Genomic DNA, 22,303 nt, shown 5'->3' with positions numbered 1-22,303 from the left:
ACACGGCTTACGCCGCGTCGTCGTCCAGGTCGATGTCCTTGGCGGTCGAAACGACTTCTTTCGAGTCGTAATGGCCGCACGCGCCACAGACGTGATGCGGGCGCTTCAGTTCGCCGCAATTCGGGCATTCAGCAGGGTTGCCAGCAACAAGAGCGTCATGCGCACGGCGCATGTTGCGGCGGGATTTGGTGACTCGGTTCTGCGGGACAGCCATGTCGCAACCTCGGGGTAGTGGGGACAGGCCCCTGTTTTCCTTAACGATTCTTCAAGCGGACAAAGCCGCCGGGGGCGCGTTTCCACACCCCGAATGAGGCGCGGAACATACCCGTATTTCGATCCGGCGCAAGCCCTTTTCTAAGCTTGCCCGTTAAGTCGTCCTACGGGTCCTATTCTGGGTTTTCTAGCTTGGCCTTCAAGGCGGCCAATCCGGCAAATGGTTTCATATCGGACTCAAGGATGGGTTCAGCACCCGGAGGAGTTGCGTTCACATCGCCCAACTCTGCACCGGGCGCCCGTGGATAAAGCGGCAACGCAAGGGCCAGCGCTTCGATGGCGACATGACCGAGGTCGATGACGTCTGGCAGGGGCTCTGCGCTGTCATCCTCGGGCATTTCGACGTCATCGCCCTCGGGTTCATGCCAATCCGCAACAAAGCGTCGCACCACATCTTCTTTCAGATCGGACGGAACCGGAGCGAGGGTGACAGAACATGGCTGCACGATGCTTGCTTCAAGGACCGCCTTCAGTGTGAAGTCCCGTGAACCGCTTGGCGTCAACTCGCCCTTCATACGCAGGCGAGGCAACTCGATCAGGCCCAGCGTTTCCGCAACGGCTGCGCGGGTCGCTGCGTCGGGATCAAGTTTGAATCGGGTAGGCTTTCTGGTGGCGAGGCTTGCCACGCGCAAAGGGTGGCGGAAGCTTTCTGGCACCTCGCTGTCGTGGTCCGCAGCGTCATTTTGGTGTGCCATGGCAATCCTCCTTTGCAAGATGCGGCTCTGCTCGTTCCATTCTTGAACCAACTAGCTTCCTTCTATAAGCCTTTGGGGCAAGCGGGCATAGCTTCGCACCGCGCCATAAGCGGCATAGGCCGCGAAAGCAAGTGTTGGCAAGGCAATGCAAGGCCTTACCGCAGCAGGGTTTGGACGAAGGTAGAATTTCATGACGGTGAAGACAGCTGCAGATGGCCGGAATCGGGGATTGCGTCCCAATCGGTTTTTTTCGGCAATTCTGGCTTCGGCTCTTGTAATTGTCGTGGCGGCCTGCGCGCCCATCTATCGCAACCACGGATATGTGCCGAACGACGAAGATCTCGCCCAGTTGGAAGTGGGCAAAGATACTAGAGAAACAGCCGGGCCTAAAGTCGGACGGCCCTCTGCGTCGGGACTTTTGAACGACACGGGGTGGTTCTATGTTCAAAGCCGTTGGGTACAAAAAGGCGCGTTGCCACCCGAAGAAATCGATCGTCAAGTCGTCGCCTTGACCTTCAGCGAGGCCGGTGTCCTCCAAAACGTCGAACGGTTTGGAATGGAACGCGGGCAGATCGTTCCCCTGTCGCGTCGCGTGACCGAAAGCAACGTGAAAGGTATGAGCGTTCTGCGTCAGCTCTTCTCTAACTTCGGTCGACTTGGAACGGCGCAGCTGCTCAATTGAGTGGTGTCTTCAGGCTTCCTTGTGCTTAGCAAAGGCGCCGACATGGCTCAGAATGATGTATCCTTTCCCGCATTTCGAAGAGGAAAGCTCGTTGTTCGTCTGGCTTGCTCGGATAGTGAAGTTAGGGATGCGCAGCGCCTGCGATATCGAGCTTTTGCGAACCACAATGTTTCAGACTTTGCAGATGGTTTTGACGCAGATGATTTTGATGCCGTCTCCAGCCATGTTCTTGTTCTGCAAGATCACTCTGTCTTGGCCTGCTACCGACTTCGCCTTTGGCAGGGGGGGCAGATCACGCAGTCTTATACAGGCAAATACTACGATCTTTCTCCGCTTGAACAATTTCCAAAGCCGATGCTGGAACTCGGGCGCTTTTGTGTTGCTCCCGGCAGCCAAGATCCTGATGTGTTGCGGCTTGCTTGGGCGGCAATGACCGCGGTTGTCGATTCATGTGGGGTAGGGCTCTTGTTTGGTTGTACCAGTTTTCATGGCGCGGATCCTCGCCAGCATGCGGCTTCCCTGGCGCTACTCAGGCCTCGTATCGGCCCTGAAGATTGGCGCCCGCGTCCGAAGTCAGCGTTTCGCGTCGATTTTGCTGATCTCCCGACCCCGATCAATAGTTCTCGTGCGCTTTCGTTGATGCCGGCCCTGTTGCGGAGCTATCTTGGTCTGGGAGGATGGGTCAGCGATCACGCGGTAATCGATCAAGACCTTGATACACTACATGTCTTTACCGGTGTCGAAATCGAAAAGATTCCGCCGGAAAGAGCCCGTGCACTTCGTGCTATAACAGCAAGAAGTGATGGGGTAAAATAATACCACTTTTTTAACACATTGATATTAAACATTTAAATTTAGAAATGCGATGTTGACCGCGGTGGTGAACTAGGCGATAAGCCCGCATCCGAGATTCAGGGGCATAAGCCTCGCCTATCCTCATGGGACACGACCGATGAAAACCTTTACCGCTACTCCGGCGGACATCGAGAAGAAGTGGATCCTGATCGACGCCGAGGGCGTTGTTCTGGGACGCCTCGCCACGATCGTCGCCAATATCCTGCGCGGCAAGAACAAGCCGACCTTCACCCCCCACATGGACATGGGTGACAATGTCATCGTCATCAACGCCGACAAGGTACAGATGACCGGCAAGAAGCGCGACGACAAAGTATACTACTGGCACACTGGCCATCCGGGCGGCATCAAGAGCCGTACCGCCAAGCAAGTGCTGGAAGGCGCTCATCCCGAGCGCGTCGTGATCAAAGCTGTTGAGCGCATGATCACCCGCAACCGTTTGGGCCGTCAGCAGATGACGAACCTGCGCGTTTATGCCGGTGCCGAGCACCCGCATGAAGCTCAGCAGCCGACCGTTCTGGACGTCAAAGTCCTGAACCCGAAGAACACCCGGAGCGCTTGATTATGGCTGACATCAAATCTCTCGACGATCTGAAATCGGCTGTTTCCGGTTCGGCCGCTCCCGCGGCTGCCGCTGAAGCCGCTCCGCGCACTCCGGTTCGCGATGCCCTTGGCCGCTCTTATGCGACTGGTAAGCGTAAAGACGCTGTTGCCCGCGTTTGGGTTAAGCCAGGTTCTGGCAAGGTCACCGTCAATGGCAAGGAAATGTCGGCATACTTTGCTCGTCCGGTTCTTCAGATGATCCTGAAGCAGCCGTTCCAGATTGCCAATGTCGAAGGCCAGTTTGACGTCTACGCAACAGTCGCTGGTGGTGGTCTGTCCGGCCAGGCTGGCGCTGTAAAGCACGGTATTTCAAAGGCTCTCCAGCTTTACGAACCGGCTCTGCGTGGCGCTTTGAAGGCCGCTGGCTTCCTGACCCGCGACAGCCGTGTCGTTGAACGTAAGAAGTACGGTAAGGCAAAGGCCCGGCGTTCGTTCCAGTTCTCGAAGCGCTAAGTTGTGTTTCCGAGGCGAAGAGCCTTGGAATTACACTATTCGGAAAACGCAGCCTTTTGGCTGCGTTTTTTATTTCTAATGGGGTGAAGCGGCCCTGCTACCGAAGTTGAAGGCAGGCAACGGCACTTTTGTCAGAACCTTATCTTGGGCAGGATCACCCTTTGGACAAACGCCGGCGCCAGCGGGTGGCCTTTTTCGTGACGATTTGAACAAATATGGTGACCCGTGATTACAAAGGGGAATCATTTTGGCCCAAGACAAGCTTTCATACCGCGCGGACATTGATGGACTTCGCGCGATAGCAATCGTTTCCGTGGTCTTGTTTCACTATGGCCTCTGGCTGAAAGATTCCGGGTTTGCCGGCGTAGATCTCTTCTTCGCAATCAGTGGCTATCTGATCACCAGCCTGATCAAGCAGGATGTTGCCGCTGGAACCTTCTCTCTGGTCGATTTTTATGCGCGGCGGATCCGACGCATCTTGCCGGCGCTGTTGGTGATGACCATTGTCGTTTTGGCAACTGGGCTAATAATGCTTGGGCCGTCCGATCTTAAGGCGCTTGGTGCGTCCGGGCTCGCGGCTACTTTCGGCTACGCCAATTTCCATTTTTACTTCGCCACGGGCTATTTTGATACTGCGGCATTTACCAAGCCCTTGTTGCACACTTGGTCATTGGGCGTAGAAGAGCAGTTTTATCTAGTGTGGGCACCCTTGTTATTCGCGGCAGCCTATCTGACTGGAAAGGCATTCAGAAATGTGATGCTGGCATTGCTGATTGCGGTGATCGTCGCCAGCTTTTCCACCGCGCTTTATCTCGCGAAGCAAGACCCGGACGTTGGGTTCTACATGCCTCATGCCCGCGCTTGGGAATTAGGTGTTGGAGCCCTTGCCGCTTTGGTACCCGTGCCGAGCCTTTCTAAGACCTTGACGCAAATTTTGGCTGCCGTGGCTTTTTCCGTTCTGATCGGTGGTTTCGCCGTATTGGAGCAAGTTGGCGGCAACAACTTGTGGGGTGTCTTCGCGGTTGTTTGTGGGGGCGCCACTGTCTTGTGGCTCAGCGGACAGGGAACGTTTGTAAGTCGTCTCCTGTCTCTTCCGCCCTTTCCCGCAATTGGTCTGGTTTCTTACTCTCTTTATTTGTGGCACTGGCCGATACTTGTGTTCCTGTTCGTGTGGAACAATGAACAGGAACTGACGGTCACGCAGGCAATTTCCGCTTTGGTGGTTGCGACAGCCATTTCGGTTATGAGTTACTATCTGGTGGAAAAGCCAGCACGTCGGCGGGCAATGTCGCGCTCGACGGTTTACATTGCAGGACTTTCGGGAATGGCAGCGGTCGGTTTGACGTCATTTGCAATGATAGCTCTGAACGGGCTGCCAGGCCGGTTCGACAGTGCGGCTCAAGCAATTCTAACCTCGGGGACGCGCCAGGCGCCGAAGTTTTCGCGTCGCCCCTGCGCCGTCACAACTTCAAGTGCATCATGGGAGCGAAACTGCGTGGTAGGAGAGGCCCCGGATGGAGCGATTGCGGTTATTGGCGATAGTTTTGCCAGTGCTTACCAGCAAGCAATCAGTGAACGCTTCCCAGATACAAATCTATTCCGGGCGGCCTGCACCGGTTCGAATCCTTTATACTCAGCGAAGGAACCGAGATCCGGCTGTGAACGGCTTTGGGCTTGGTTCTACAGTGACCTCATAGTGAAAAAGCGGGTTGAGACGGTTGTGATTGTCGCACGCTGGCACTCCAAATCCTATCCGTCGGTCGCAGAGACCGTTTCATACCTGAAGTCGCATGGAATACGTGTTGTTGTCATTGGCCAACAACCTGAATTTGACGTTTCACCGAAGCTTATAGTTGAGGCCGCATTCCTGCCTCGCGCACGCTATCAGTCTCCGGGACTGATGCGTCAGGCAGAGAAAAAGCGGCAAGAGAACGCGCGCATGCGCCAAGAGACCGAGCTTGAAGGCGGGGAATTCTTCGACCCTATCGAAGCGCTTTGTAAGCAGGACACTTGCAGGACCGCTACGCCTGAGGGCATTGCGATTGCCTATGATTACGGACATCTAACAGCGGCAGGCGCAGATTACCTTGTTGGCGAATTCGCCAAACTTGGCCTCAAATTGCCTTAACACCTGGCACTCAAAATATAAAAAAGGGCCGGCAATGCCGGCCCAAAGTCGCCCAGGGGAGCAGGGCTTTGTCAGTCGCGCCAAAACGGACGATTGCACTCTGCCTCGGCTGACAGCGCATCCAGTCCGATGTCTCTGAGCATGTGGCGATCCAACTTTCGCAATTGTTTGCGGGTTCGGGCGCGAGTCTCCCATGCCAGAACCAGAACTGCGGCGCGCAGAACGACGCGCGACAGCGGCGGCAGCGATGCAGGACGGAAAACCAGCGTTTCGACGGGAGACATTTTTCAAGATCCTTTTGTATTGATACAATGGCGGTGTATGCCATAGTATATTGATACAAAAATTGCCTAATGAATCGCCAGAGGTACATTGTGGTGGATACAATAAACTGGCTGCCGGACATATCGCAGGCAGATGGACCGAAATATCTCGCATTGATGCGCGCTTTGCGTGAGTCAATTCGATCTGGGGAGTTGGCCGAAGGGGCACAGCTTCCGACTGTTCGTGAACTTGCTTGGCAAATGAAAGTTACGCCAGGCACGGTCGCGCGGGCCTATAACTTGGCTACGCAAGAGGGCCTTCTGGCGGCAACCGTCGGTCGGGGCACTTTTGTTGCGAGCCGGGCGCCGCGCCTTGGTCCGACGCAACCCCTGTTCATCGAACGCGACAGTTCACGCGATCAAGGACGGGTCGATCTGCGAGCGCCGATCCTTCCCGACGTTGGGCAAAACGAAGCCATTGCAGCTGCATTGCGAGAAATCTCGCTCGATCCGGCAAATGACTGGGTCGACTATCCTCGCCAAAGCGACGAGCTGCCATTGCGAGAAGCGATCTGCGAATGGGTTTCTGACAGAACGTTGGGTTCATTCGGGCCAGAAGAGGTGGTGCTGACCCATGGGGGCCAGAACGCCATTATTCTGGTGTTTTTGTGCTGCCTACGTGGTGATCGTCCCGTTGTTCTGACCGAAGAACTTGCATATCCGGGATTCCGCCATGCCGCAAAGCTTGCGCGGGCCGAGGTCGTCGCCGTTGAGATGGACGCCGAAGGTATCCGTCCAGATGCCTTGGAGGCGGCGTGCCGTCGGCATGGCGCCCAAGTTTTGTGTCTGACGCCGGAGGCTCAGAACCCGACCACTGGGCGCATGTCGGCAGAGCGTCGGGCGCAAATTGCCGATGTTGCGCGACGTCATGATCTGCAAATACTTGAAGATGATTGCTATTCTGTCTCTCTGTCGAATCGGCCATCGCTACGCGCGATTGCCCCAGAGCGAACTTGGTATGTTGGCAGTCTGTCGAAGACCGTTTCCGCTGGACTGCGTTTTGGCTATATGATTGCGCCCATTGGCATGGGGCAGGCTGGGCGCCTGACCGCCCAACATTCGTTCTTCGCTCTAGCTCGTCCAATCGAAGCAGTCGTCTTGCATCTGTTGTCGTCTGGCGAAGCGCATCGGCTACGCGCTCGGGTGCACGAGGAACTCGAGGTTCGCCTTCAAATGGCAGTGAATGAACTTGGCGCTTTCGATCTCGCTTGGTCACCTGGCGTGAGATTTGGGTTTCTTCGGCTTCCCTCAGGCTGGCGCGCCTCCAATTTTGTATCTCGGGCTGAAGGGGCAGGTGTGGTGGTGCGCTCTGCGGATGAATATGCGTTGGTACATGGCCGTGCGCCTAACGCGGTTCGCATCGCATTTTCCGGAAACGTGGGGCTGGAGGAGTATGAGAAAGCGTTGCGACGTTTGGCGCGTTTGTTAGCCGAGCCACCCTCGGATTTGATGGTTTGAAGCCGATTGTGGCGGGATTGTGGCGACTTTCTGGCTGAATTCGTCACGACCTCCTGATTCTGTGTCTTTGGAATCGCAGATTTGTGCCAGCACAAGCCCCTCGCGCGGAGTCCAATTGACCGATAACGACAACAAGAGCAGCTTGGGCTTATCAACATGTGATGCCGAATGGCACACCGAGCAGGGCGCAAAAACGATGGGTATCCAAGCCGCTTTCCACGCCCCCCATGGTGGGGCTGATTTTCTGGGTCTGCGTACGCGTGCAGGCCGTACTGAAATTGTTTATGATGATGGAGTTGCCCGCCGCATGGTGTGGCGTGTGGCAGATGGGCGTACAGATGAGCGTCGTCTTTCGGATGCTTTGCAGGCTGCCGTCGGCTCACTTCGTGTATTGCCGACGCTTTATGACGAGCTGAAAAAGCGCGCGATACACATTGAACGCGTCGCAGGATAAGAAATCCGGAAAAGTTCTGCATAAAAACCGGGCCTTGGCCCGGCTTTTTTGCGTGGTACATATAGACAGGCTTGCCAGCCGTGTTCGGTTGTGCCTAAATTTGATCAAATGACAGAATAAGACGTCCGAACAGGGGGCATCATGACGAAATCAAGCGGGTCCGGCCTGAGCCGAGAGGCCCGGTCAGGTCTGGCAATGGTCAGTCCGACCTTCCTTTATGCAACCTTGTTGCTGGCGGCACCTTTGGCCACAGTTTTGTTGTTCTCTGTGCTTACCGGCGGGCGTGGGCAGATTACATGGGACTTTACTTGGTCCAACTATATCGAAGTTTGGACTGGTCCTGTTTACCGCGCGATCATGCTTCGCTCTCTGACCGTGGCACTTGGCGTGACATTGGTAACCGTCTTGATCGCCTATCCGATCGCTTATTTCGTTAGCTTCAATGTGTCGCCGTCCAAAAAGTCCATGTGGTTGTTTCTGATCACGATCCCGTTCTGGACCAGTTATCTGATCCGGGTGTTCCTGTGGAAAGTGATCCTTGGATACAATGGCGTAATCAATTCCGGCCTTTTGTCGATCGGGATCATCGACGAACCACTGCAATGGATTAACTATAACGTAGGCGCTCTGATCGTTACATTGGCCCATGCCTATGCGCCATTTGCGATCCTTCCGATCTTTGTCAGCTTGGAAAAGATTGACCGTAGCCTTTTGGAAGCCGGTCAGGATCTTGGGGAGTCCAAACTCCGGACTTTCCTGCGCGTAACGTTGCCGCTTTCGATGCCGGGCGTAATTGCTGCCGTATTGATCGTCTTTATTCCGACAATTGGCGACTATGTAACACCTGATCTGATTGGCGGAGGCAAATTGCCGATGATAGCCAACATGATGGAAGTGCAGATGTTGAAGGTAAACAACAAGCCACTTGGCAGTGCCATCGCTGTCAGTGCGATGTTCATCGTCGGCTTGGTTGCAATTGGCTTTGTGCTTTTGAACAGCCGCTTTCTGGGGCCAAAGAAATGACCAAGGGACGCTCGCTCAAGATTTACGCCATCGGCTATCTGATGTTTCTCTATGCGCCGATTGCTCTTCTCCCAGTCTTTGCGTTCAATGATTCAAAGATCATTGCCTTTCCGCTGTCCGGATTTACGACGATCTGGTTTAGCGAAATGTGGAACGACGCGCAGATGTGGACGGCGCTGAAGCATTCGATGATCATTTCTTCTTCGACGTCGATATTGGCCACAACTCTGGGAATCTTCGCTGCCCGGGCCTCGACCAGGTACAGATTCCCGGGGAAAGGCCCGGCAATGGGCCTGATTATGCTTCCTTTGGTCTTGCCCGAAATGATCGTTGCCATGTCGCTTCTCGTGGTACTTTTGGCTCTTGGTGTGCCGCTGTCGATCATGACCGTTATTCTTGGTCATTCGTTGATCTGCACGCCATTCGCTGTGGCCATTCTAACCTCGGCCTTTCAATCCTTGGACCAGTCTTTGGAAGAGGCGGCCTATGATCTTGGTGAAACGCCTGTATCTACGTTCCGGTTGATCATCCTTCCCTTGGTGATGCCCGGGATCATTTCGTCCTTGTTGATCTGTTTCACGATTAGCCTTGACGAATTCATTATCTCTTACTTCCTCGCCGGCGCGGATTCAGTTCTGTCTGCTTATATTTATAGCCAGTTCCGCTTCCCCGCCCGCGTCCCCGCCATGTTGGCGCTCGGCACCATCCTTGTCTTGGTGTCGGTCGTCCTTTTGACCATCGCTGAATATTTCCGTCGCCGCGGTATCGCGAAAACCGGCGGCAAGGATACCGGAGGCTTCCTGTGAGCAGCACTGAAAAAATGATCGAGTTCCGGGACGTCCATAAGTACTATGGCGACTACCATGCCCTGCGCGGCATCTCGGCCAGCATTCGGGCGGGAGAGTTTTTCTCGCTCCTTGGGCCATCAGGATGTGGCAAGACCACCCTTTTGCGGACCATCGCAGGCTTTGAAGACATTTCGTCGGGCGCGGTGCTCCTTGACGGAAAGGACATGGCCCATGTTCCGGCGAACAAGCGGCCGACCAATATGGTGTTTCAATCCTATGCCATCTTCCCGCATTTGACAGTGGCCCAGAATGTCGGCTTTGGCCTGCGCAAAGATCCGAGATCCAAGGAGGAAAAGGCCAAGGCTGTTGCCGAGGCGTTGGAAATGGTGGGGCTCAAGGGCTATGGCGACCGTGCGGCGCATGCGCTTTCGGGCGGCCAGAGACAGCGCGTTGCGCTTGCCCGTGCTCTTATCCTGAAGCCAAAGGTTCTACTGTTGGACGAGCCGCTTTCTGCGCTCGACAAGAAGATGCGTGAACAGATGCAGGTCGAGTTGATCAAGTTGCAGCGTCAAGTTGGGATCACCTTTGTGCTTGTGACACATGACCAAGAAGAGGCCTTAGTTATGTCTGATCGGATTGCGGTGATGTTCGAAGGGGAAATTGCCCAGCTTGACGATCCGGAAACTTTGTATCGTCGTCCGAACTCCAAGAAGGTGGCAGACTTCATTGGCACCATGAATTTCATACCCTGTACTGTCGTCTCTGAGGACGGTGGAAAGGTGAAGGTGGACGCCAAAGGGCTTGGAACCGTGGAGTTGGAGGCAGACCAATGCCCCCCGGGAAAGGGCGAAGCGCCAGTCGTTGGTTTGCGTCCAGAGACCTTGACCCTGCTGTACCCCGGTCAGACGACATCGGATCGGACTGTCGACGGGTTGGTTGATGAAGTCATCTATTTTGGCGACATGACCTACTATGATGTCTATTTGGGTGGGACCGACGTAGAGGTGCGCTTGTCGATGCGGAACGTGCCCGGACGACCGATCCTTGAAGTAGGAAGTAAGGTGGATGTTGCGTGGAGCCCGTCGGCTTTGGTGCTGTTCCGCTAAGACTATTGAAACTTTTGGATTAAGCGCTGCCCATACGGCGGCGCTTTTTCTTTGGGAAATAGGTAGCTAGCGATCCGGGGCAATCAACCCAAGCCCGCGGAGATAGATCCCTATGCCTGCTTCCAGCAAGTCTTCGGGTGGAAAGGGTGATTTCGTTCCATTGCCGCGCATGAAAAGTTCCACAACACCGTGGCTCATGGCCCAGATATGCGAAGAGAACATTGTGGCAGGCGGGCGACGATCGGGCGGAAGATGCTCGGACAGCTTAGTGGCGGCCTGTTCAAGGACGCTGCGCGCCTTGGCTGAAACCTGAGCAAGATCGGGGTGGCTCGCAGGAGCGAGCCCACTTTCGAACATTGCCATATAATGCCCTGGGTACTTTCGGGCGAAAGCCAAATAGGCTCGTCCGGTTGCTTCGAAGGCAGCTAAGGCCGTCGGTTTGCCACCGTTATAGGCATATTCCATCAGGGCCGCGAAGATATCAAATCCTTGGCGAGCAACCTCGGCTATCAGGTCATCGCGCCCAGCGAAGTGGCGATAGACTGCAGCAGGCGTCACGTCAGCTGCCTTTGCTGCTTCGGATAACGTGAAACCAGTTGGGCCTTTTTCCGCGATAAGCGTCAATGCGGCGTCAACTAGAGCCTGTCGAAGATTGCCGTGATGGTATCCTCGCTTCACTCTCGCCCCTTACGCAGATCAGGCTCACCACAGATTGCACTGTCAGGTTCACCGATCAATGCGCTATCTTTGCCGGAGTAATCCATAGCGTGTAAGATAGTTTGAATAGCCGCGATCCTGGCGCGCTTTTTGTCGTCAGACAAGATGACGGTCCACGGTGCAAAGTCAAAATTCGATCGCTCCATGGTTTCTTCAATTGCGGCTGTATACTCATCCCATTTGCCCAAACCGTCGACGTCAATTGACGACAGCTTCCATTGCTTCAACGGGTCTTTCTCGCGCGCCAAGAAGCGATTGAGCTGTTCGGCGCGGCCAACTTCCAGCCAAATCTTCCGCAGAACTATTCCTTCATCCACCAACATGTGTTCGAAATCGGGTAATTGTCTGAAAAAATGCTCGCGTTGCGATGGCGTGCAAAAGCCGAAAACATGTTCGATCATGGCTCTATTGTACCAACTACGGTCAAAGAGAACCATTTCGCCTTTGGCTGGAAGCCAGTCGACGTAACGTTGAAAATACCATTGTGCGGCTTCGCGATCGGAAGGTTTTGTCAAAGCCGCAACAGTGCAAACGCGAGGATTAAGGTTCATGCGGACGGCGTCTATCGTTCCACCTTTGCCGGCAGCGTCACGGCCTTCGAAAACTACGATCAAGCGCTTTCCGCTGGCTTTAAGATCGGCCTGCATGCGCACCAGTTGGATCTGCAGAGCCTCAAGATGGTCTTCATAGGCCTTCTTTTTGATCTCTTCCCGATAAGGGTAGCTTTTGGTTAGGATTTCATCCTTGTTGGCGGTCTCAATCGCCTTTCGGACGGACTTAGGAGCGACTTCCGAGAAATAGCGACTGATTGCACCATCAAATGGCAGTTCCATTATGCCCCCGCAGGAAAGTTTCTTCCAGTATCGCGATTGCGCCGCTTAGCGCAATCCAGCCCGTAGCGCAGCGCGGTCGATTGCATTCACAACTTCCTCTACATGGGTGTGATGCGGCATATGCCCCACGTTTTGTAGAACCGTAAGGTTAGCATTCGGCAGCAGCTTTGCCAGTGGTTCCGCATGAATTGTTAAGGGAACAATGGTGTCCGCATCCCCGTGCACCAATTCAACAGGAAGGTTAAGCATCGGGTAGTGTGATTGCATTTGGACCACATCCGCGCGAAGACCGTTGATCTGTTGGACAGTGGAGGAGAGTGAACCATACCTCAGCGTTAGGTTCGTGCCGAGATGTTCCGAATAGTTTTCAGGAGCAGCTTGGGGAGCAAAGACCCCAGCAACAGCGCGTCGCATATAGCTTTTCGGGACGAAGGCTGACGCCAGCGGCACAATGAGATGCCGTCCAATAGGGTTTGCGGTTATTCGGTACCACGGGTCAAGTGAACCTGGCCAAGGCATGGTCGCAGCAGAGACGAGGACCAATGCAGCTGGCTCTTCCTGTAATGCCCAAGCCAAAGCAACGGCTCCACCATAGCTTTGCCCGAGGACAATCGGGCGCTGCACACCAATTTCTCGCAGCGCGGCGCGAATTTGTCTGGCCTGGTCGTGGACCGAAGTTTGTCCATCAGGCATAGATTTCGAATGGCCCAAACCTGGGCGATCCACCGCGATCACGCGGTACGAAGATGATAACCTCTCGGCAAAGCCTAGGGTGAAGTCACGCAGGTTGCCATTCGCGCCGTGGATCAAAACAAGATCAGGCCCGCTGCCCGTGACAAAGGTGTGAACACCCTTTTCCGAAGTGCCCAATATGGGCCCGACCGGGGGGTGGCTGACCAAAGCTTGCTGACTGCGGGACGCTATCCGCATCCCGGTCAAGCCTGCCAAGGCGAGGGAAGCAAGCGCAGTGCTAACGACCAATGTCCTGAATCTCGTAAGGAGTGGATTGGTAGATTTCGTTTAGCCAATTCCCATAAAGCAAATGGGCATGGCTGCGCCAACGATTGAGCGGAGGGTTTGCCGGATTATCGTCCGGATAGTAGTTCAACGGAACATTGATTGGCGTATTTGCTGCAACATCACGATCATATTCCTGCTTGAGAGTGTCGCTGTCATATTCGAAATGATTGAAGATATAGAGCGCGCGATGAGCGGCGTCTTCCACCAGACAAGGTCCGACCTCGTCCGAGCCCAGAAGTGTCTTCAGCTCTGGATCGGCATCGATTTCGGATTGCTTCATTTCGGTCCAGCGAGAAACGGGGATTACAAAATCGTCTGAAAACCCTCGCAGATAAGGGGAGGTCGGCGCAAGGTTTCGGTGACGGAAACAGCCGAACGCCTTGTGATCCAGCATATACTTCTGGACTTTGTGGAAGTGGTAAATCATCGCCATTCCACCCCAACAGACGCCGAAGGTTGACTGGACATGGGTCTGCGTCCAGTCCATCACCCGACAGAGTTCTTCCCAGTATGTCACATCTTCAAACGGAAGGTGTTCAATTGGGGCGCCTGTGATGATTAGGCCATCGAACTTCTCGCCGCTTTCCTCGATTTCCGCGAATGGGCGATAGAACGTTTCCATATGCTCGGCGGCAGTATTCCGAGTTTGGTGTTCCGTCATCCGTATCAATTGAAAATCAATCTGGAGCGGCGTCGCGCCGATGAGGCGCGCAAATTGGTTTTCGGTCTGTATCTTTTTCGGCATCAGATTCAGAAGGCCGATCCGAAGCGGGCGAATGTCTTGTCTGGCGGCACGTTCAGGGGACATGACCATCACACCCTCATTGCGCAACACATTGAAGGCAGGGAGAGATTCTGGAAGCGTGATTGGCATGGGCAAGTGGTCCCTTGGCTCAGAGTTATGGCATGTATGTCGTCAGACCGATCAGGGCAAGGCAAGGAGCCCTAGGTGCGATCCTTTCTGTCGATAGACTGCGCGATCAGCGCGTTAAAATCGGATGGGCTTCGCACTTGAGCTACTTCCTCTGCCGTTATGGTTACGCCCCAGTTTGCCATCGCCTTATAGCGCGGTTGCCTGTGGGCGAGCGCGCGCGCATATGTCCAACGAACAAAGTGATCTGGATCGCAGTTTTCTTCTGTTTTTTCGAATGTTATGCGATATTCTTCCCAAGCCGCACGCAGGAAGTCAGGCTGGTAATACATCGGTTTTGGCGCACGATCAAAACGGCGAACAAGTTCGGCAGTATGTGCCTCAGACCCCTTGATCCAGACCATCAAAAGAGATTCTGAAAGCTTGGTCATCACCTCGTCTTTTGGGTCTTCCGGAGTAACAACTTCGCAAATTGAGCCTGATGTATCACAGATAAAGTTGCGATAGCCGTAAATGGCTTCGGCTCGATCAATGAATTGCGCGGTGTCCAGCATTGCGGAAACCTCTGCCTTGCGGTGCTGTTCTTGGCGCTGCATGTACTGATCAAATGGCAAACCGCCTTTTTCTGGATCGCCAGGCTTTCCCAGATAGGTCGACAATGGGGCCAGATTATTAAACGTGATGTTCGATGCGATATAAACGCTGTCCGTCATAAGCAATTCGCGCAAAAGCGGTACTTTCATCGCTTCGCGTTTGAAGTTATCGGCGATAAATTCGCCCATATAACGGGTGCCTATGCGGTAATCGACGGAGTAATGGAACCACGAACCACCATCCGCGGCACCGTTGTCGCGCAGCATATTTGCAAGATACGTCTTGCCCAATCCGGACATCCCGAACAGCAAAACCCGCTTGTGGCTCGCCGAAAGGTAATCTGCACCGCTGGCATAGATCATTATATGACACCCCATTTCCTGCAAAGGCCGTGTTACCGCCGCTTTGGGGCCGCTTCAATGAAAAACCCCGCCGTCACGGCGGGGTTCTCCAAAACTTAAAGGGGCCGCTTCTTAGAAGGAGAAGCCAACACGAAGACCTATTGCGGTCGCCGAGTTGTTGCGGAATTGCGAAGCACCGCCAAGAGAAACCGCATTGCCGATGTCGACGTAGCGCACACCAGCAGAGATCTTCATGTTCTCATGCGTGTAGGTGGCACCGACCTGAATGGACGCGTAGCCATCGGTCGGGGAAAGGTTCGAAGCAATGCCACCATTGCTCTTTTCATAGCCCAGAGAGACAGCAGCCGACCAATTGTCGTTGAACTTGCGTCCAACACCAAGGTTATAGGTGATGGTGTCGTTTGCGTGGCTGATAAGCGGGTTCAGCGGGTAGCCCGGAGCGTTCAGGGTCGCCGATGTCCAATCAACCCAGCGGATCGAGCCGAATACCAGCGTATTGGCAGCAACCCCGGATTGGAAATCCAAAGTGACCGACTTCGGAAGTTCGACACGGGGATAGAGTGCCGAAGGGACAGGGCCGCCGAACACTGTCGTCTTCAGAACGTGCTTGGTTTCGCTTTGGTAGGTCAAAGCCACGCGAAGCGCGATTTCCGGCTTTTCGTAGGCGACCCCTACCAGATAACCAAGATCCGAGTCCTTCGAGAAGTTCGCTTGATAAAGCGGCACTCCACCGTTAAAAATCTGGACATTGCCGCCAACCGAGACCTGACGCAGACCAGCGTGTACCGAAAAGTTCTCGTTGAACTTATAGCGTGCAACGGCAGCAACAGTCTGGCCATTGAGTTCCGCATTGGTGCCGCGGATCGGATATGGGGCAGGGCCCGGCGACGGAGCAGGGTAGGAAATGTCTGCACCGTAGCTTGGGTCGATGGTCACACCAAACGAAAGCTTTTCGTTAAGGTCTGCTTTAACCGCAAGACCAATTTGGCTGTAGGATGGAGTAACGTTGCCCGTAGGAGCAAGACCACCGCCCGCAGCACCTTTTACTGACGGCGAAACCGAACCGTAGGACAGTTCAGCGTATCCGCCTTTTTCGAACATGAAACCTAGTGGAACGCCAGAACGCTCAAAACCACCGGCATTGGCGGCGCTGGCTGCGAGTGCGGCCAATCCGGCCGCGGCGAGTGTCTTTTTCATTTTCCTCATCCTGTGTGGAAGGACTTCCCCGTCACACACGCTATGAATTGGCCGAAAATCGGTCAATCAATGACGCGGCGTCACATGCTTGTGATAGTATTTTTTGTGACTTTTAAGCCCGCTTTTTGGCCTCGGCGCGAACGTTAATCAGGTTTCCGGAGATGATCAGAACGGCGCCAATAAAGACAAAGACATCAATCGGCTCATTATAGAAGACTGCTCCGATCCCTGCGATCAGCGGAAGACGGGCAAAATCGACAGGCATAACGAATGAGGCGGGGGCGAGTCGCAAAGCCGATGTCAGGCAAAGGTGTGCGAGCAGGCCACAGACACCGATAAGCGTCAGCCAAGGCATCGAATGTGCCGTCGGCCATCTAACATTCCCATCCCAAGCGGCAAGGGTCGCCCCCATGACAAACTGCATCAATGTCAGCCAAAAGAGGATAGACACGATGGATTCCGCACGCGTCAGTGCCTTCGTCGCAATTCCTGTCAACGCAAAGCAGATTGCGCAAGCAAATGCCGCCAGAATGCCTGCATTGATCTGACCGAAATCCGGGCGCGCTACGATGAGGATGCCCAAGAAGCCCATAGTTGCGGCAAGTACCTTTGTCTGAGTGATCTTCTCGCCTAACAGAAATGGGGAAAGAACGATAACCCAGATGGGTGAAGTGAATTCTATGGCAAAAACCTGCGCCAGAGGGATTAAGGTCAGTGCCAACAGCCAAAGGTTCTGACCGGCAAAATGGACAACATTTCTTCCCAAGTGGCCGGCAAGTCGATTGGCCTTCACCTCAGTCAACCGCCCAAGGGCGCCCGCCACACATAGGACCAGAAAGAAACCGATCAGTGATCGGATCGTCATGATCTCGAAAGTGTCATGCTCGCCCTGAATCTGGCGCGCCGCAATTGCCATCGCGGTAAACGATGCAATGGAGCCTGTCATCCAGAGGGCGGCAGCTATAGGCCGGTGCGTTTCGTTCATACCCTTCTGTGTCTGGGCGTTGGCGGATTGTCCAGATAGCAAGGTGAAAATCCCTAAGGTGAGCAAGGTGTTGGAAAACTTAGACCTACCAGGAAAACGCCAACATCGCTGAAGGGCTCGCGGTTGTTAAGCCGGTCCTAGTCTCCCACTTCCTCGATCATAAAATCGCGCAGGATGTGACGCGTGGCTTCAAACCAAAGGCTCTGACGTGTTCTCGTTTGATGCGCTTCAAATGCAGGGCCGTCACGAAAGCTCTCCATGACTTCGAAAACCATCGGATCGTCGCTGTCATCAATATCGAAGGTGATGCAGCCAGGTTCGGCGCGTGTGAGGCGAATGTGTTCTGCACGGTGCGTGAGGACCGCTTGCCTCTCGGCCTCCGTCATACAAACCAGTTTTCCACGCAAGCGAACCATAAAGCATACCCCATTTTGAACCCGCAGCTTTTCAGAATGAAAGCTGGTGTCAATCCGGGATTATGATCGCACGTATGTCCCTCGCGGGGGCTGGATGAGAAATGGTTTCCAATGCTTCATCCAGCGTAATTACTCTGCTGATTAACGGTTCCAACTCGACTTTGCCTTTTGCAATCAGTTCTGCGGCTCTTCCTTGGGTGAAAGGATTGAGAAAACTGAAGTGGAGCTGGATTTCACGAAACAAGAGGTCAAAGGGCTCGATCTGAACTTTCTTCCCTTGCGGCAGCACGCCGAGGATCACGATACGACCACCGTTTGAAGTCAGTCTCGGTGCGGCTTCGACGGTGTCAGACACTCCGGCACATTCAAGCACGACATCGGCACCGTTAGGCCAGATTGACAAAGCTTCGCTCGCGGACTTGGCAACATGCATTGCACCAAACTGTAGGGCCAGATCCTGTTTCTCGCGGCTCCTGGTAACCATCATCGCGTCTGCGCCGGCTAGCCGTGCCAATTGTAGGGCCAGCAAGCCGATAACACCACCGCCCATGATCAGGCACCGCTCTCCCGGTTGGATGGCCGCAAGATCCAAGCCGTGAAGCGTGCAGGCCAGTGGCTCGGCAAAAGCACCATGGAACGGGTTCATATCGGCTGGAAGCACTATTGCCTTAGATGCCGGGAAGGCAGCGAAGGGGGCAAATCCGCCATCACGATGGATGCCCGTCGCCACGTTTCGCAAACAAAGGTTCACGCGTCCCTTGAGACAGGCTGGGCAGGTCAGGCAGGGGATGTTTGGGTCGCACGTCACGCGCGATCCGACAGGCAGATATACTCCAGCACCGACTGCGGTTATCAAACCACTGAATTCATGCCCCAAAGTCACTGGGCCTCGCGAAGGAAACTCTCCCAAGAACAAATGGCGGTCAGTTCCGCATATTCCTGCGGCTTCGACGCGAATGATGACCTCTCCGTATCCCGGCACCGGTTCTGGAACATCTTCCAGCCGCAAGTCCCGTTCGGCGTAAAGTCTTAGTGCACGCATCAGTTCACCCCCTTGCTGGTCTAGCAAGTTGGACATGGCCAGCAGCGATTAGGCAAGTCTGATTGACTTGCCTATTCCAGTTCTATGGTGCCCGGTGGCTTGGAGGTGCAATCGTAGAAGACACGGTTCACACCTTGCACTTCGTTGATGATCCGGGTTGCCGTTTCCCCAAGGAATTCATGCGTAAACGGGTAGTAATCCGCTGTCATACCGTCGACAGAAGTCACCGCGCGCAAAGCAAGAGCGTAGTCATATGTGCGCCCGTCACCCATAACGCCAACAGTCCGCATCGGCAGGATAGCTGCGAAGGCTTGCCAGATTTCGTCATACAGGCCGTGCTTGCGGATTTGGTCGATATAAACCGCGTCAGCCTTTCGAAGGATCTCCAGCTTTTCCCGGGTAATATCGCCAGGGCAGCGGATGGCAAGTCCCGGGCCGGGGAAGGGGTGACGTCCGATGAACTGGTCAGGCAGACCAAGTTCGCGACCCAAGGCACGAACCTCATCCTTGAACAACTCGCGCAGCGGCTCGACCAGTTTCAGACCCATCTTTTCAGGCAGGCCACCCACATTGTGGTGTGACTTGATGGTGACCGAAGGGCCGCCAGAGAAGCTGACACTTTCGATGACATCGGGATAAAGTGTGCCCTGGGCCAGGAATTCGGCACCACCAACCTCATGGGCGTGCTTCTGGAACACGTCGATGAACAGCTTGCCGATTGTCTTCCGTTTCACCTCCGGGTCGGAAACGCCTTCAAGCGCTCCGAGGAAAAGATCGGATTCGTCGGCGTGGATCAGTGGCATGTTGTAATGGTCGCGGAACATGGTGACGACCTGTTCAGCCTCGCCCAAGCGCAACAGCCCATGATCGACGAACACACAAGTCAGCTGATCCCCAATCGCTTCATGAATCAAGACTGCGGCCACCGATGAATCAACGCCGCCGGAAAGACCGCAGATGACCTTCTTGTCGCCAACCTGTTCGCGAATCTTGCGGATCGCTTCTTCGCGATAAGCGCCCATTGTCCAGTCGCCGCTAAATCCTGCAAGCCTGACAAAGTTTTCGTACAGCTTTGCGCCGCGGGGTGTGTGATGCACTTCCGGATGGAACTGAACCGCGTAGAAATGACGGGACTTGTCCGCAGTAATCGCAAATGGCGCATTCGGTGATGTGCCATAAACTTGAAATCCAGGAGCGATTTTGGACACATGGTCGCCATGGCTCATCCAGACCTGCTCACGCCCTTCTGTGAACCATCCGTCAAGAATATCCAGCTTTTCGGGCGAGGGCGTAACGAAGGCACGGCCAAATTCAGCTGTTCCGTGACCACGTTCGACCTTTCCGCCAAGACAATGCATCATGACCTGTTGGCCATAGCAAATCCCCAGGATCGGAACACCCAGATCGAACACACCAGCCGGAGGCATTGGTGCGCCTTCTGCGAAAACCGAAGCCGGGCCGCCGGAAAAAATTACGGCCTTCGGCGCATAGCTTTGAAGAAAAGCGTCATCCACTTTGTTGAACGGATGGATTTCGCAGTAGACATTCAGTTCCCTCAACCGACGCGCAATTAGCTGCGTAACCTGAGAGCCGAAGTCGATGATGAGAAGGCGATCATGTTGGGTCATGCGTTCGCATACGAAGGCAGTTAAAGAATCGCAAGAGGCAGGCAGCACCCGCAGCATGAATTTCAGTGGAAAATCTAATCAACAATGCTGATTTTGGTCGCTTGTGTGGGACTTCAACATATGGCCAAAGGCGACATGTCGTTTTTGGGCGGCAAGCGGCGGAAATGGGGGGCGGACCAATTGGGTTTGACGTCATAAGGTCGTCAAACTGCTTTTGGAGGTTTGGGACATGAACGATGTAGCAGCGGGACGTAGAGCTCGGGGTGGTGGTGGTGCCAGCCGGAGGGCAGAACGTACGGCGATCAGCTTCGAAACCGCCCGTTTCATCGAACGCAACATTCCCAACTTTGAGATTCTGAACGAAGAAGCGCTTCAGATCATCGAATGGAATGCTGAAACCGTTCTGGAAGAAATCGGCGTCAACTTCGTTGAAAACCCGGCCGCGCTGGAGCTTTGGAAAGCAGCAGGTGCAGACGTCACCGGTGAGCGCGTCCGCATTCCTCGCGGTCTGGCCCGTAAACTTTGCGCAACGGCACCTAAGACCTTTACCCAGCACGCCCGCAATTCGGCCCGCAATGTCGAAATCGGTGGTCGCAATCTGGTGCTGGCACCTGTCTATGGACCTCCGTTCGTGCGCGACATGGAAGGCGGCCGACGCTACGCAACCATTGAGGATTTCCGCAATTTCGTAAAGCTTGGCTATATGTCAAAGTGGCTGCACCATTCGGGTGGCACGGTTTGCGAGCCGACAGACGTTCCGGTGAACAAGCGCCACTTGGATATGCTGCTCGCCCACATGACGCTCTCGGATAAGCCGTTTATGGGCTCGGTCACCGAACCCAGCCGTGCGGAAGATTCGGTTGAGATGGCTAAAATCCTGTTCGGCAACGACTTTGTCGACCAGAACACCGTGATGACGTCGCTGATCAACATCAACTCGCCGCTGACATTCGACGGCATCATGATGGGTGCTCTGGAAGTTTATGCTCGTGCCAACCAAGCAGCGATCATCTCGCCGTTTATCGTTGGTGGCGCCATGGCGCCGGTGACAGTTGCCGGCACATTGACGCAGGTTCTGGCCGAAGTTCTGGCGGGCGTTGCGTACAGCCAGTTGATCCGCGCTGGTGCGCCGGTGATCTTCGGCGCCTTCGTAACCTCGATCGACATGAACTCCGGTGCGCCGACATTCGGCACGCCCGAAGCCGCTCATATCACCTACGGTGCTGGCCAGTTGGCTCGCCGTTTGGGGCTTCCATATCGTTCAGGCGGCTCGTTCTGCGGTTCGAAACTGCCTGATGCGCAGGCGGCCTATGAAACGTCGAACAGCCTGAACATGGCGTTGCTGTCGGGCGTGAACTTCATGTTGCACGCCTGCGGCTGGCTTGAAGGCGGCTTGGTGTCGTCCTACGAGAAGTTCGTGATGGATGCTGACCAGCTTGGTACGCTGCATCATCTGGCCAAAGGCATCATCATGGATGAGAACGGTCAGGGAATGGATGCAATTCGTGAGGTCGGTCCCGGGGGCCACTATCTTGGTTGCGGCCATACTCAAGCAAACTTCAAATCGGCTTTCTGGCGAACTGACCTGTTGGATTATAAGCCGTTTGAAACTTGGGAAGAAGAGGGCGGACGTGACACGCAGACCCTTGCGAATTTGCGCGTAAAGAAGATGCTGGGCGACTATCAGGCGCCTGCGCTTGACGAAGGCATCAACGAAGCGCTGAACGAATATGTCGCGAAGAAGAAGGCATCTATGCCGGACGCCTTTATCTAAACTTGCCTCTAGTTTGGCATAAC

Annotated in this window: 24 protein-coding genes; 11 read left to right on the top strand and 13 right to left on the bottom strand. The window is 54.7% G+C overall.

Features of this window, described 5'->3' with window-relative positions:
- Positions 1-7: 7 nt before the first annotated feature.
- Both rpmF and ACSBLW_RS04345 read right to left on the bottom strand, forming a co-directional pair.
- Positions 8-214 carry a 50S ribosomal protein L32 gene (gene rpmF / locus ACSBLW_RS04350; RefSeq protein ID WP_435259011.1) on the bottom strand — a complete coding sequence of 69 codons (207 nt, stop codon included), beginning with the start codon at positions 212-214 and terminating at the stop codon, positions 8-10.
- A 172-nt stretch (positions 215-386) separates the two neighbouring features.
- Positions 387-968: a YceD family protein gene (locus ACSBLW_RS04345; protein ID WP_435259010.1), complete on the bottom strand. Its 582-nt coding sequence runs from the start codon at positions 966-968 to the stop codon at positions 387-389.
- A 190-nt stretch (positions 969-1,158) separates the two neighbouring features.
- Here ACSBLW_RS04345 and ACSBLW_RS04340 point away from each other — a divergent pair, with 190 nt between their 5' ends.
- The 5 genes from ACSBLW_RS04340 (at position 1,159) to ACSBLW_RS04320 (ending at position 5,689) form a co-directional block, all read left to right on the top strand.
- Complete coding sequence (locus tag ACSBLW_RS04340; protein ID WP_435259009.1) at positions 1,159-1,650, top strand: outer membrane protein assembly factor BamE; 492 nt, start codon at positions 1,159-1,161, stop codon at positions 1,648-1,650.
- Positions 1,651-1,692: 42 nt separating this feature from the next.
- The gene (locus ACSBLW_RS04335) at positions 1,693-2,466 is read left to right on the top strand and encodes a GNAT family N-acyltransferase (protein WP_435259008.1); all 774 of its coding nucleotides are present in this window, start codon (positions 1,693-1,695) and stop codon (positions 2,464-2,466) included.
- 136 nt (positions 2,467-2,602) lie between these two features.
- Positions 2,603-3,067 carry a 50S ribosomal protein L13 gene (gene rplM, locus ACSBLW_RS04330; RefSeq protein ID WP_435259007.1) on the top strand — a complete coding sequence of 155 codons (465 nt, stop codon included), beginning with the start codon at positions 2,603-2,605 and terminating at the stop codon, positions 3,065-3,067.
- A gap of 2 nt (positions 3,068-3,069) precedes the next feature.
- Positions 3,070-3,561: a 30S ribosomal protein S9 gene (gene rpsI / locus ACSBLW_RS04325; protein WP_435259006.1), complete on the top strand. Its 492-nt coding sequence runs from the start codon at positions 3,070-3,072 to the stop codon at positions 3,559-3,561.
- 247 nt (positions 3,562-3,808) lie between these two features.
- Positions 3,809-5,689, top strand: coding sequence for an acyltransferase family protein (locus tag ACSBLW_RS04320; protein WP_435259005.1), 1,881 nt, complete (start codon positions 3,809-3,811; stop codon positions 5,687-5,689).
- A gap of 71 nt (positions 5,690-5,760) precedes the next feature.
- On the opposite strand, the gene ACSBLW_RS04315 is transcribed toward ACSBLW_RS04320, so the two are convergent.
- Positions 5,761-5,973 (bottom strand): DUF1127 domain-containing protein, encoded by a 213-nt coding sequence (locus ACSBLW_RS04315; RefSeq protein WP_435259004.1) that lies wholly within the window; start codon positions 5,971-5,973, stop codon positions 5,761-5,763.
- A 69-nt stretch (positions 5,974-6,042) separates the two neighbouring features.
- Between ACSBLW_RS04315 and ACSBLW_RS04310 the strand changes: the two genes are divergently transcribed.
- The 5 genes from ACSBLW_RS04310 to ACSBLW_RS04290 all read left to right on the top strand — a co-directional run bounded on the left by ACSBLW_RS04310 (position 6,043) and on the right by ACSBLW_RS04290 (position 10,841).
- The gene (locus tag ACSBLW_RS04310) at positions 6,043-7,470 is read left to right on the top strand and encodes a PLP-dependent aminotransferase family protein (RefSeq protein ID WP_435259003.1); all 1,428 of its coding nucleotides are present in this window, start codon (positions 6,043-6,045) and stop codon (positions 7,468-7,470) included.
- Positions 7,471-7,585: 115 nt separating this feature from the next.
- Positions 7,586-7,924 carry a hypothetical protein gene (locus tag ACSBLW_RS04305; protein ID WP_435259002.1) on the top strand — a complete coding sequence of 113 codons (339 nt, stop codon included), beginning with the start codon at positions 7,586-7,588 and terminating at the stop codon, positions 7,922-7,924.
- Between the two features lie 141 nt (positions 7,925-8,065).
- Positions 8,066-8,947 carry an ABC transporter permease gene (locus tag ACSBLW_RS04300; RefSeq protein ID WP_435259001.1) on the top strand — a complete coding sequence of 294 codons (882 nt, stop codon included), beginning with the start codon at positions 8,066-8,068 and terminating at the stop codon, positions 8,945-8,947.
- A complete protein-coding gene (locus ACSBLW_RS04295; protein ID WP_435259000.1) occupies positions 8,944-9,753 on the top strand; it encodes an ABC transporter permease in 810 nt (269 codons plus the stop codon). The genes ACSBLW_RS04300 and ACSBLW_RS04295 overlap by 4 nt, the downstream gene beginning before the upstream one ends.
- Before the next feature lie 14 nt (positions 9,754-9,767).
- Positions 9,768-10,841, top strand: a complete 1,074-nt coding sequence (locus ACSBLW_RS04290; RefSeq protein ID WP_435258999.1) for an ABC transporter ATP-binding protein — start codon at positions 9,768-9,770, stop codon at positions 10,839-10,841.
- A 66-nt stretch (positions 10,842-10,907) separates the two neighbouring features.
- Here the strand turns inward: ACSBLW_RS04290 and ACSBLW_RS04285 are convergent, their stop codons facing one another.
- The 10 genes from ACSBLW_RS04285 to guaA all read right to left on the bottom strand — a co-directional run bounded on the left by ACSBLW_RS04285 (position 10,908) and on the right by guaA (position 20,506).
- Complete coding sequence (locus ACSBLW_RS04285; RefSeq protein ID WP_435258998.1) at positions 10,908-11,519, bottom strand: TetR/AcrR family transcriptional regulator; 612 nt, start codon at positions 11,517-11,519, stop codon at positions 10,908-10,910.
- A complete protein-coding gene (gene ppk2 / locus ACSBLW_RS04280) occupies positions 11,516-12,391 on the bottom strand; it encodes a polyphosphate kinase 2 (protein ID WP_435258997.1) in 876 nt (291 codons plus the stop codon). The genes ACSBLW_RS04285 and ppk2 overlap by 4 nt, the downstream gene beginning before the upstream one ends.
- A gap of 45 nt (positions 12,392-12,436) precedes the next feature.
- A complete protein-coding gene (locus ACSBLW_RS04275; RefSeq protein ID WP_435258996.1) occupies positions 12,437-13,321 on the bottom strand; it encodes an alpha/beta fold hydrolase in 885 nt (294 codons plus the stop codon).
- Between the two features lie 40 nt (positions 13,322-13,361).
- Positions 13,362-14,285, bottom strand: a complete 924-nt coding sequence (gene metA, locus ACSBLW_RS04270) for a homoserine O-acetyltransferase MetA (protein ID WP_435258995.1) — start codon at positions 14,283-14,285, stop codon at positions 13,362-13,364.
- 71 nt (positions 14,286-14,356) lie between these two features.
- Entirely contained in the window at positions 14,357-15,238 is an 882-nt protein-coding gene (locus ACSBLW_RS04265) for an ATPase (RefSeq protein ID WP_435258994.1), read from the bottom strand.
- Between the two features lie 111 nt (positions 15,239-15,349).
- Positions 15,350-16,435 carry an outer membrane protein transport protein gene (locus ACSBLW_RS04260; protein WP_435258993.1) on the bottom strand — a complete coding sequence of 362 codons (1,086 nt, stop codon included), beginning with the start codon at positions 16,433-16,435 and terminating at the stop codon, positions 15,350-15,352.
- Between the two features lie 112 nt (positions 16,436-16,547).
- Positions 16,548-17,420 (bottom strand): DMT family transporter, encoded by an 873-nt coding sequence (locus ACSBLW_RS04255; protein ID WP_435258992.1) that lies wholly within the window; start codon positions 17,418-17,420, stop codon positions 16,548-16,550.
- A gap of 137 nt (positions 17,421-17,557) precedes the next feature.
- On the bottom strand, positions 17,558-17,836 hold the full coding sequence (locus ACSBLW_RS04250) for a putative quinol monooxygenase (RefSeq protein WP_435258991.1): 279 nt from the start codon (positions 17,834-17,836) through the stop codon (positions 17,558-17,560).
- Positions 17,837-17,885: 49 nt separating this feature from the next.
- Positions 17,886-18,878 (bottom strand): alcohol dehydrogenase catalytic domain-containing protein, encoded by a 993-nt coding sequence (locus ACSBLW_RS04245; RefSeq protein ID WP_435258990.1) that lies wholly within the window; start codon positions 18,876-18,878, stop codon positions 17,886-17,888.
- 71 nt (positions 18,879-18,949) lie between these two features.
- Positions 18,950-20,506, bottom strand: a complete 1,557-nt coding sequence (gene guaA / locus ACSBLW_RS04240; protein ID WP_435258989.1) for a glutamine-hydrolyzing GMP synthase — start codon at positions 20,504-20,506, stop codon at positions 18,950-18,952.
- A 229-nt stretch (positions 20,507-20,735) separates the two neighbouring features.
- On the opposite strand from guaA, the gene ACSBLW_RS04235 reads away from it, so the two are divergent.
- A complete protein-coding gene (locus tag ACSBLW_RS04235; protein ID WP_435258988.1) occupies positions 20,736-22,280 on the top strand; it encodes a trimethylamine methyltransferase family protein in 1,545 nt (514 codons plus the stop codon).
- Positions 22,281-22,303 lie beyond the last annotated feature (23 nt).

It is taken from the genome of Thioclava sp. FR2 (assembly GCF_051200875.1).
Lineage (GTDB): Bacteria > Pseudomonadota > Alphaproteobacteria > Rhodobacterales > Rhodobacteraceae > Pseudotabrizicola.
This window is presented reverse-complemented; position numbering and strand designations above follow the sequence as displayed.

Coding starts and splice junctions, on each gene's coding strand:
- rpmF (WP_435259011.1), bottom strand. CDS start 214: ATGGCTGTCCCGCAGAACCGAGTCACCAAATCCCGCCGCAACATGCGC.
- ACSBLW_RS04345 (WP_435259010.1), bottom strand. CDS start 968: ATGGCACACCAAAATGACGCTGCGGACCACGACAGCGAGGTGCCAGAA.
- ACSBLW_RS04340 (WP_435259009.1), top strand. CDS start 1,159: ATGACGGTGAAGACAGCTGCAGATGGCCGGAATCGGGGATTGCGTCCC.
- ACSBLW_RS04335 (WP_435259008.1), top strand. CDS start 1,693: ATGGCTCAGAATGATGTATCCTTTCCCGCATTTCGAAGAGGAAAGCTC.
- rplM (WP_435259007.1), top strand. CDS start 2,603: ATGAAAACCTTTACCGCTACTCCGGCGGACATCGAGAAGAAGTGGATC.
- rpsI (WP_435259006.1), top strand. CDS start 3,070: ATGGCTGACATCAAATCTCTCGACGATCTGAAATCGGCTGTTTCCGGT.
- ACSBLW_RS04315 (WP_435259004.1), bottom strand. CDS start 5,973: ATGTCTCCCGTCGAAACGCTGGTTTTCCGTCCTGCATCGCTGCCGCCG.
- ACSBLW_RS04310 (WP_435259003.1), top strand. CDS start 6,043: ATGAATCGCCAGAGGTACATTGTGGTGGATACAATAAACTGGCTGCCG.
- ACSBLW_RS04300 (WP_435259001.1), top strand. CDS start 8,066: ATGACGAAATCAAGCGGGTCCGGCCTGAGCCGAGAGGCCCGGTCAGGT.
- ACSBLW_RS04295 (WP_435259000.1), top strand. CDS start 8,944: ATGACCAAGGGACGCTCGCTCAAGATTTACGCCATCGGCTATCTGATG.
- ACSBLW_RS04290 (WP_435258999.1), top strand. CDS start 9,768: ATGATCGAGTTCCGGGACGTCCATAAGTACTATGGCGACTACCATGCC.
- ppk2 (WP_435258997.1), bottom strand. CDS start 12,391: ATGGAACTGCCATTTGATGGTGCAATCAGTCGCTATTTCTCGGAAGTC.
- ACSBLW_RS04275 (WP_435258996.1), bottom strand. CDS start 13,321: ATGCGGATAGCGTCCCGCAGTCAGCAAGCTTTGGTCAGCCACCCCCCG.
- metA (WP_435258995.1), bottom strand. CDS start 14,285: ATGCCAATCACGCTTCCAGAATCTCTCCCTGCCTTCAATGTGTTGCGC.
- ACSBLW_RS04265 (WP_435258994.1), bottom strand. CDS start 15,238: ATGATCTATGCCAGCGGTGCAGATTACCTTTCGGCGAGCCACAAGCGG.
- ACSBLW_RS04260 (WP_435258993.1), bottom strand. CDS start 16,435: ATGAAAAAGACACTCGCCGCGGCCGGATTGGCCGCACTCGCAGCCAGC.
- ACSBLW_RS04255 (WP_435258992.1), bottom strand. CDS start 17,420: ATGAACGAAACGCACCGGCCTATAGCTGCCGCCCTCTGGATGACAGGC.
- ACSBLW_RS04250 (WP_435258991.1), bottom strand. CDS start 17,836: ATGGTTCGCTTGCGTGGAAAACTGGTTTGTATGACGGAGGCCGAGAGG.
- ACSBLW_RS04245 (WP_435258990.1), bottom strand. CDS start 18,878: ATGCGTGCACTAAGACTTTACGCCGAACGGGACTTGCGGCTGGAAGAT.
- guaA (WP_435258989.1), bottom strand. CDS start 20,506: ATGACCCAACATGATCGCCTTCTCATCATCGACTTCGGCTCTCAGGTT.
- ACSBLW_RS04235 (WP_435258988.1), top strand. CDS start 20,736: ATGAACGATGTAGCAGCGGGACGTAGAGCTCGGGGTGGTGGTGGTGCC.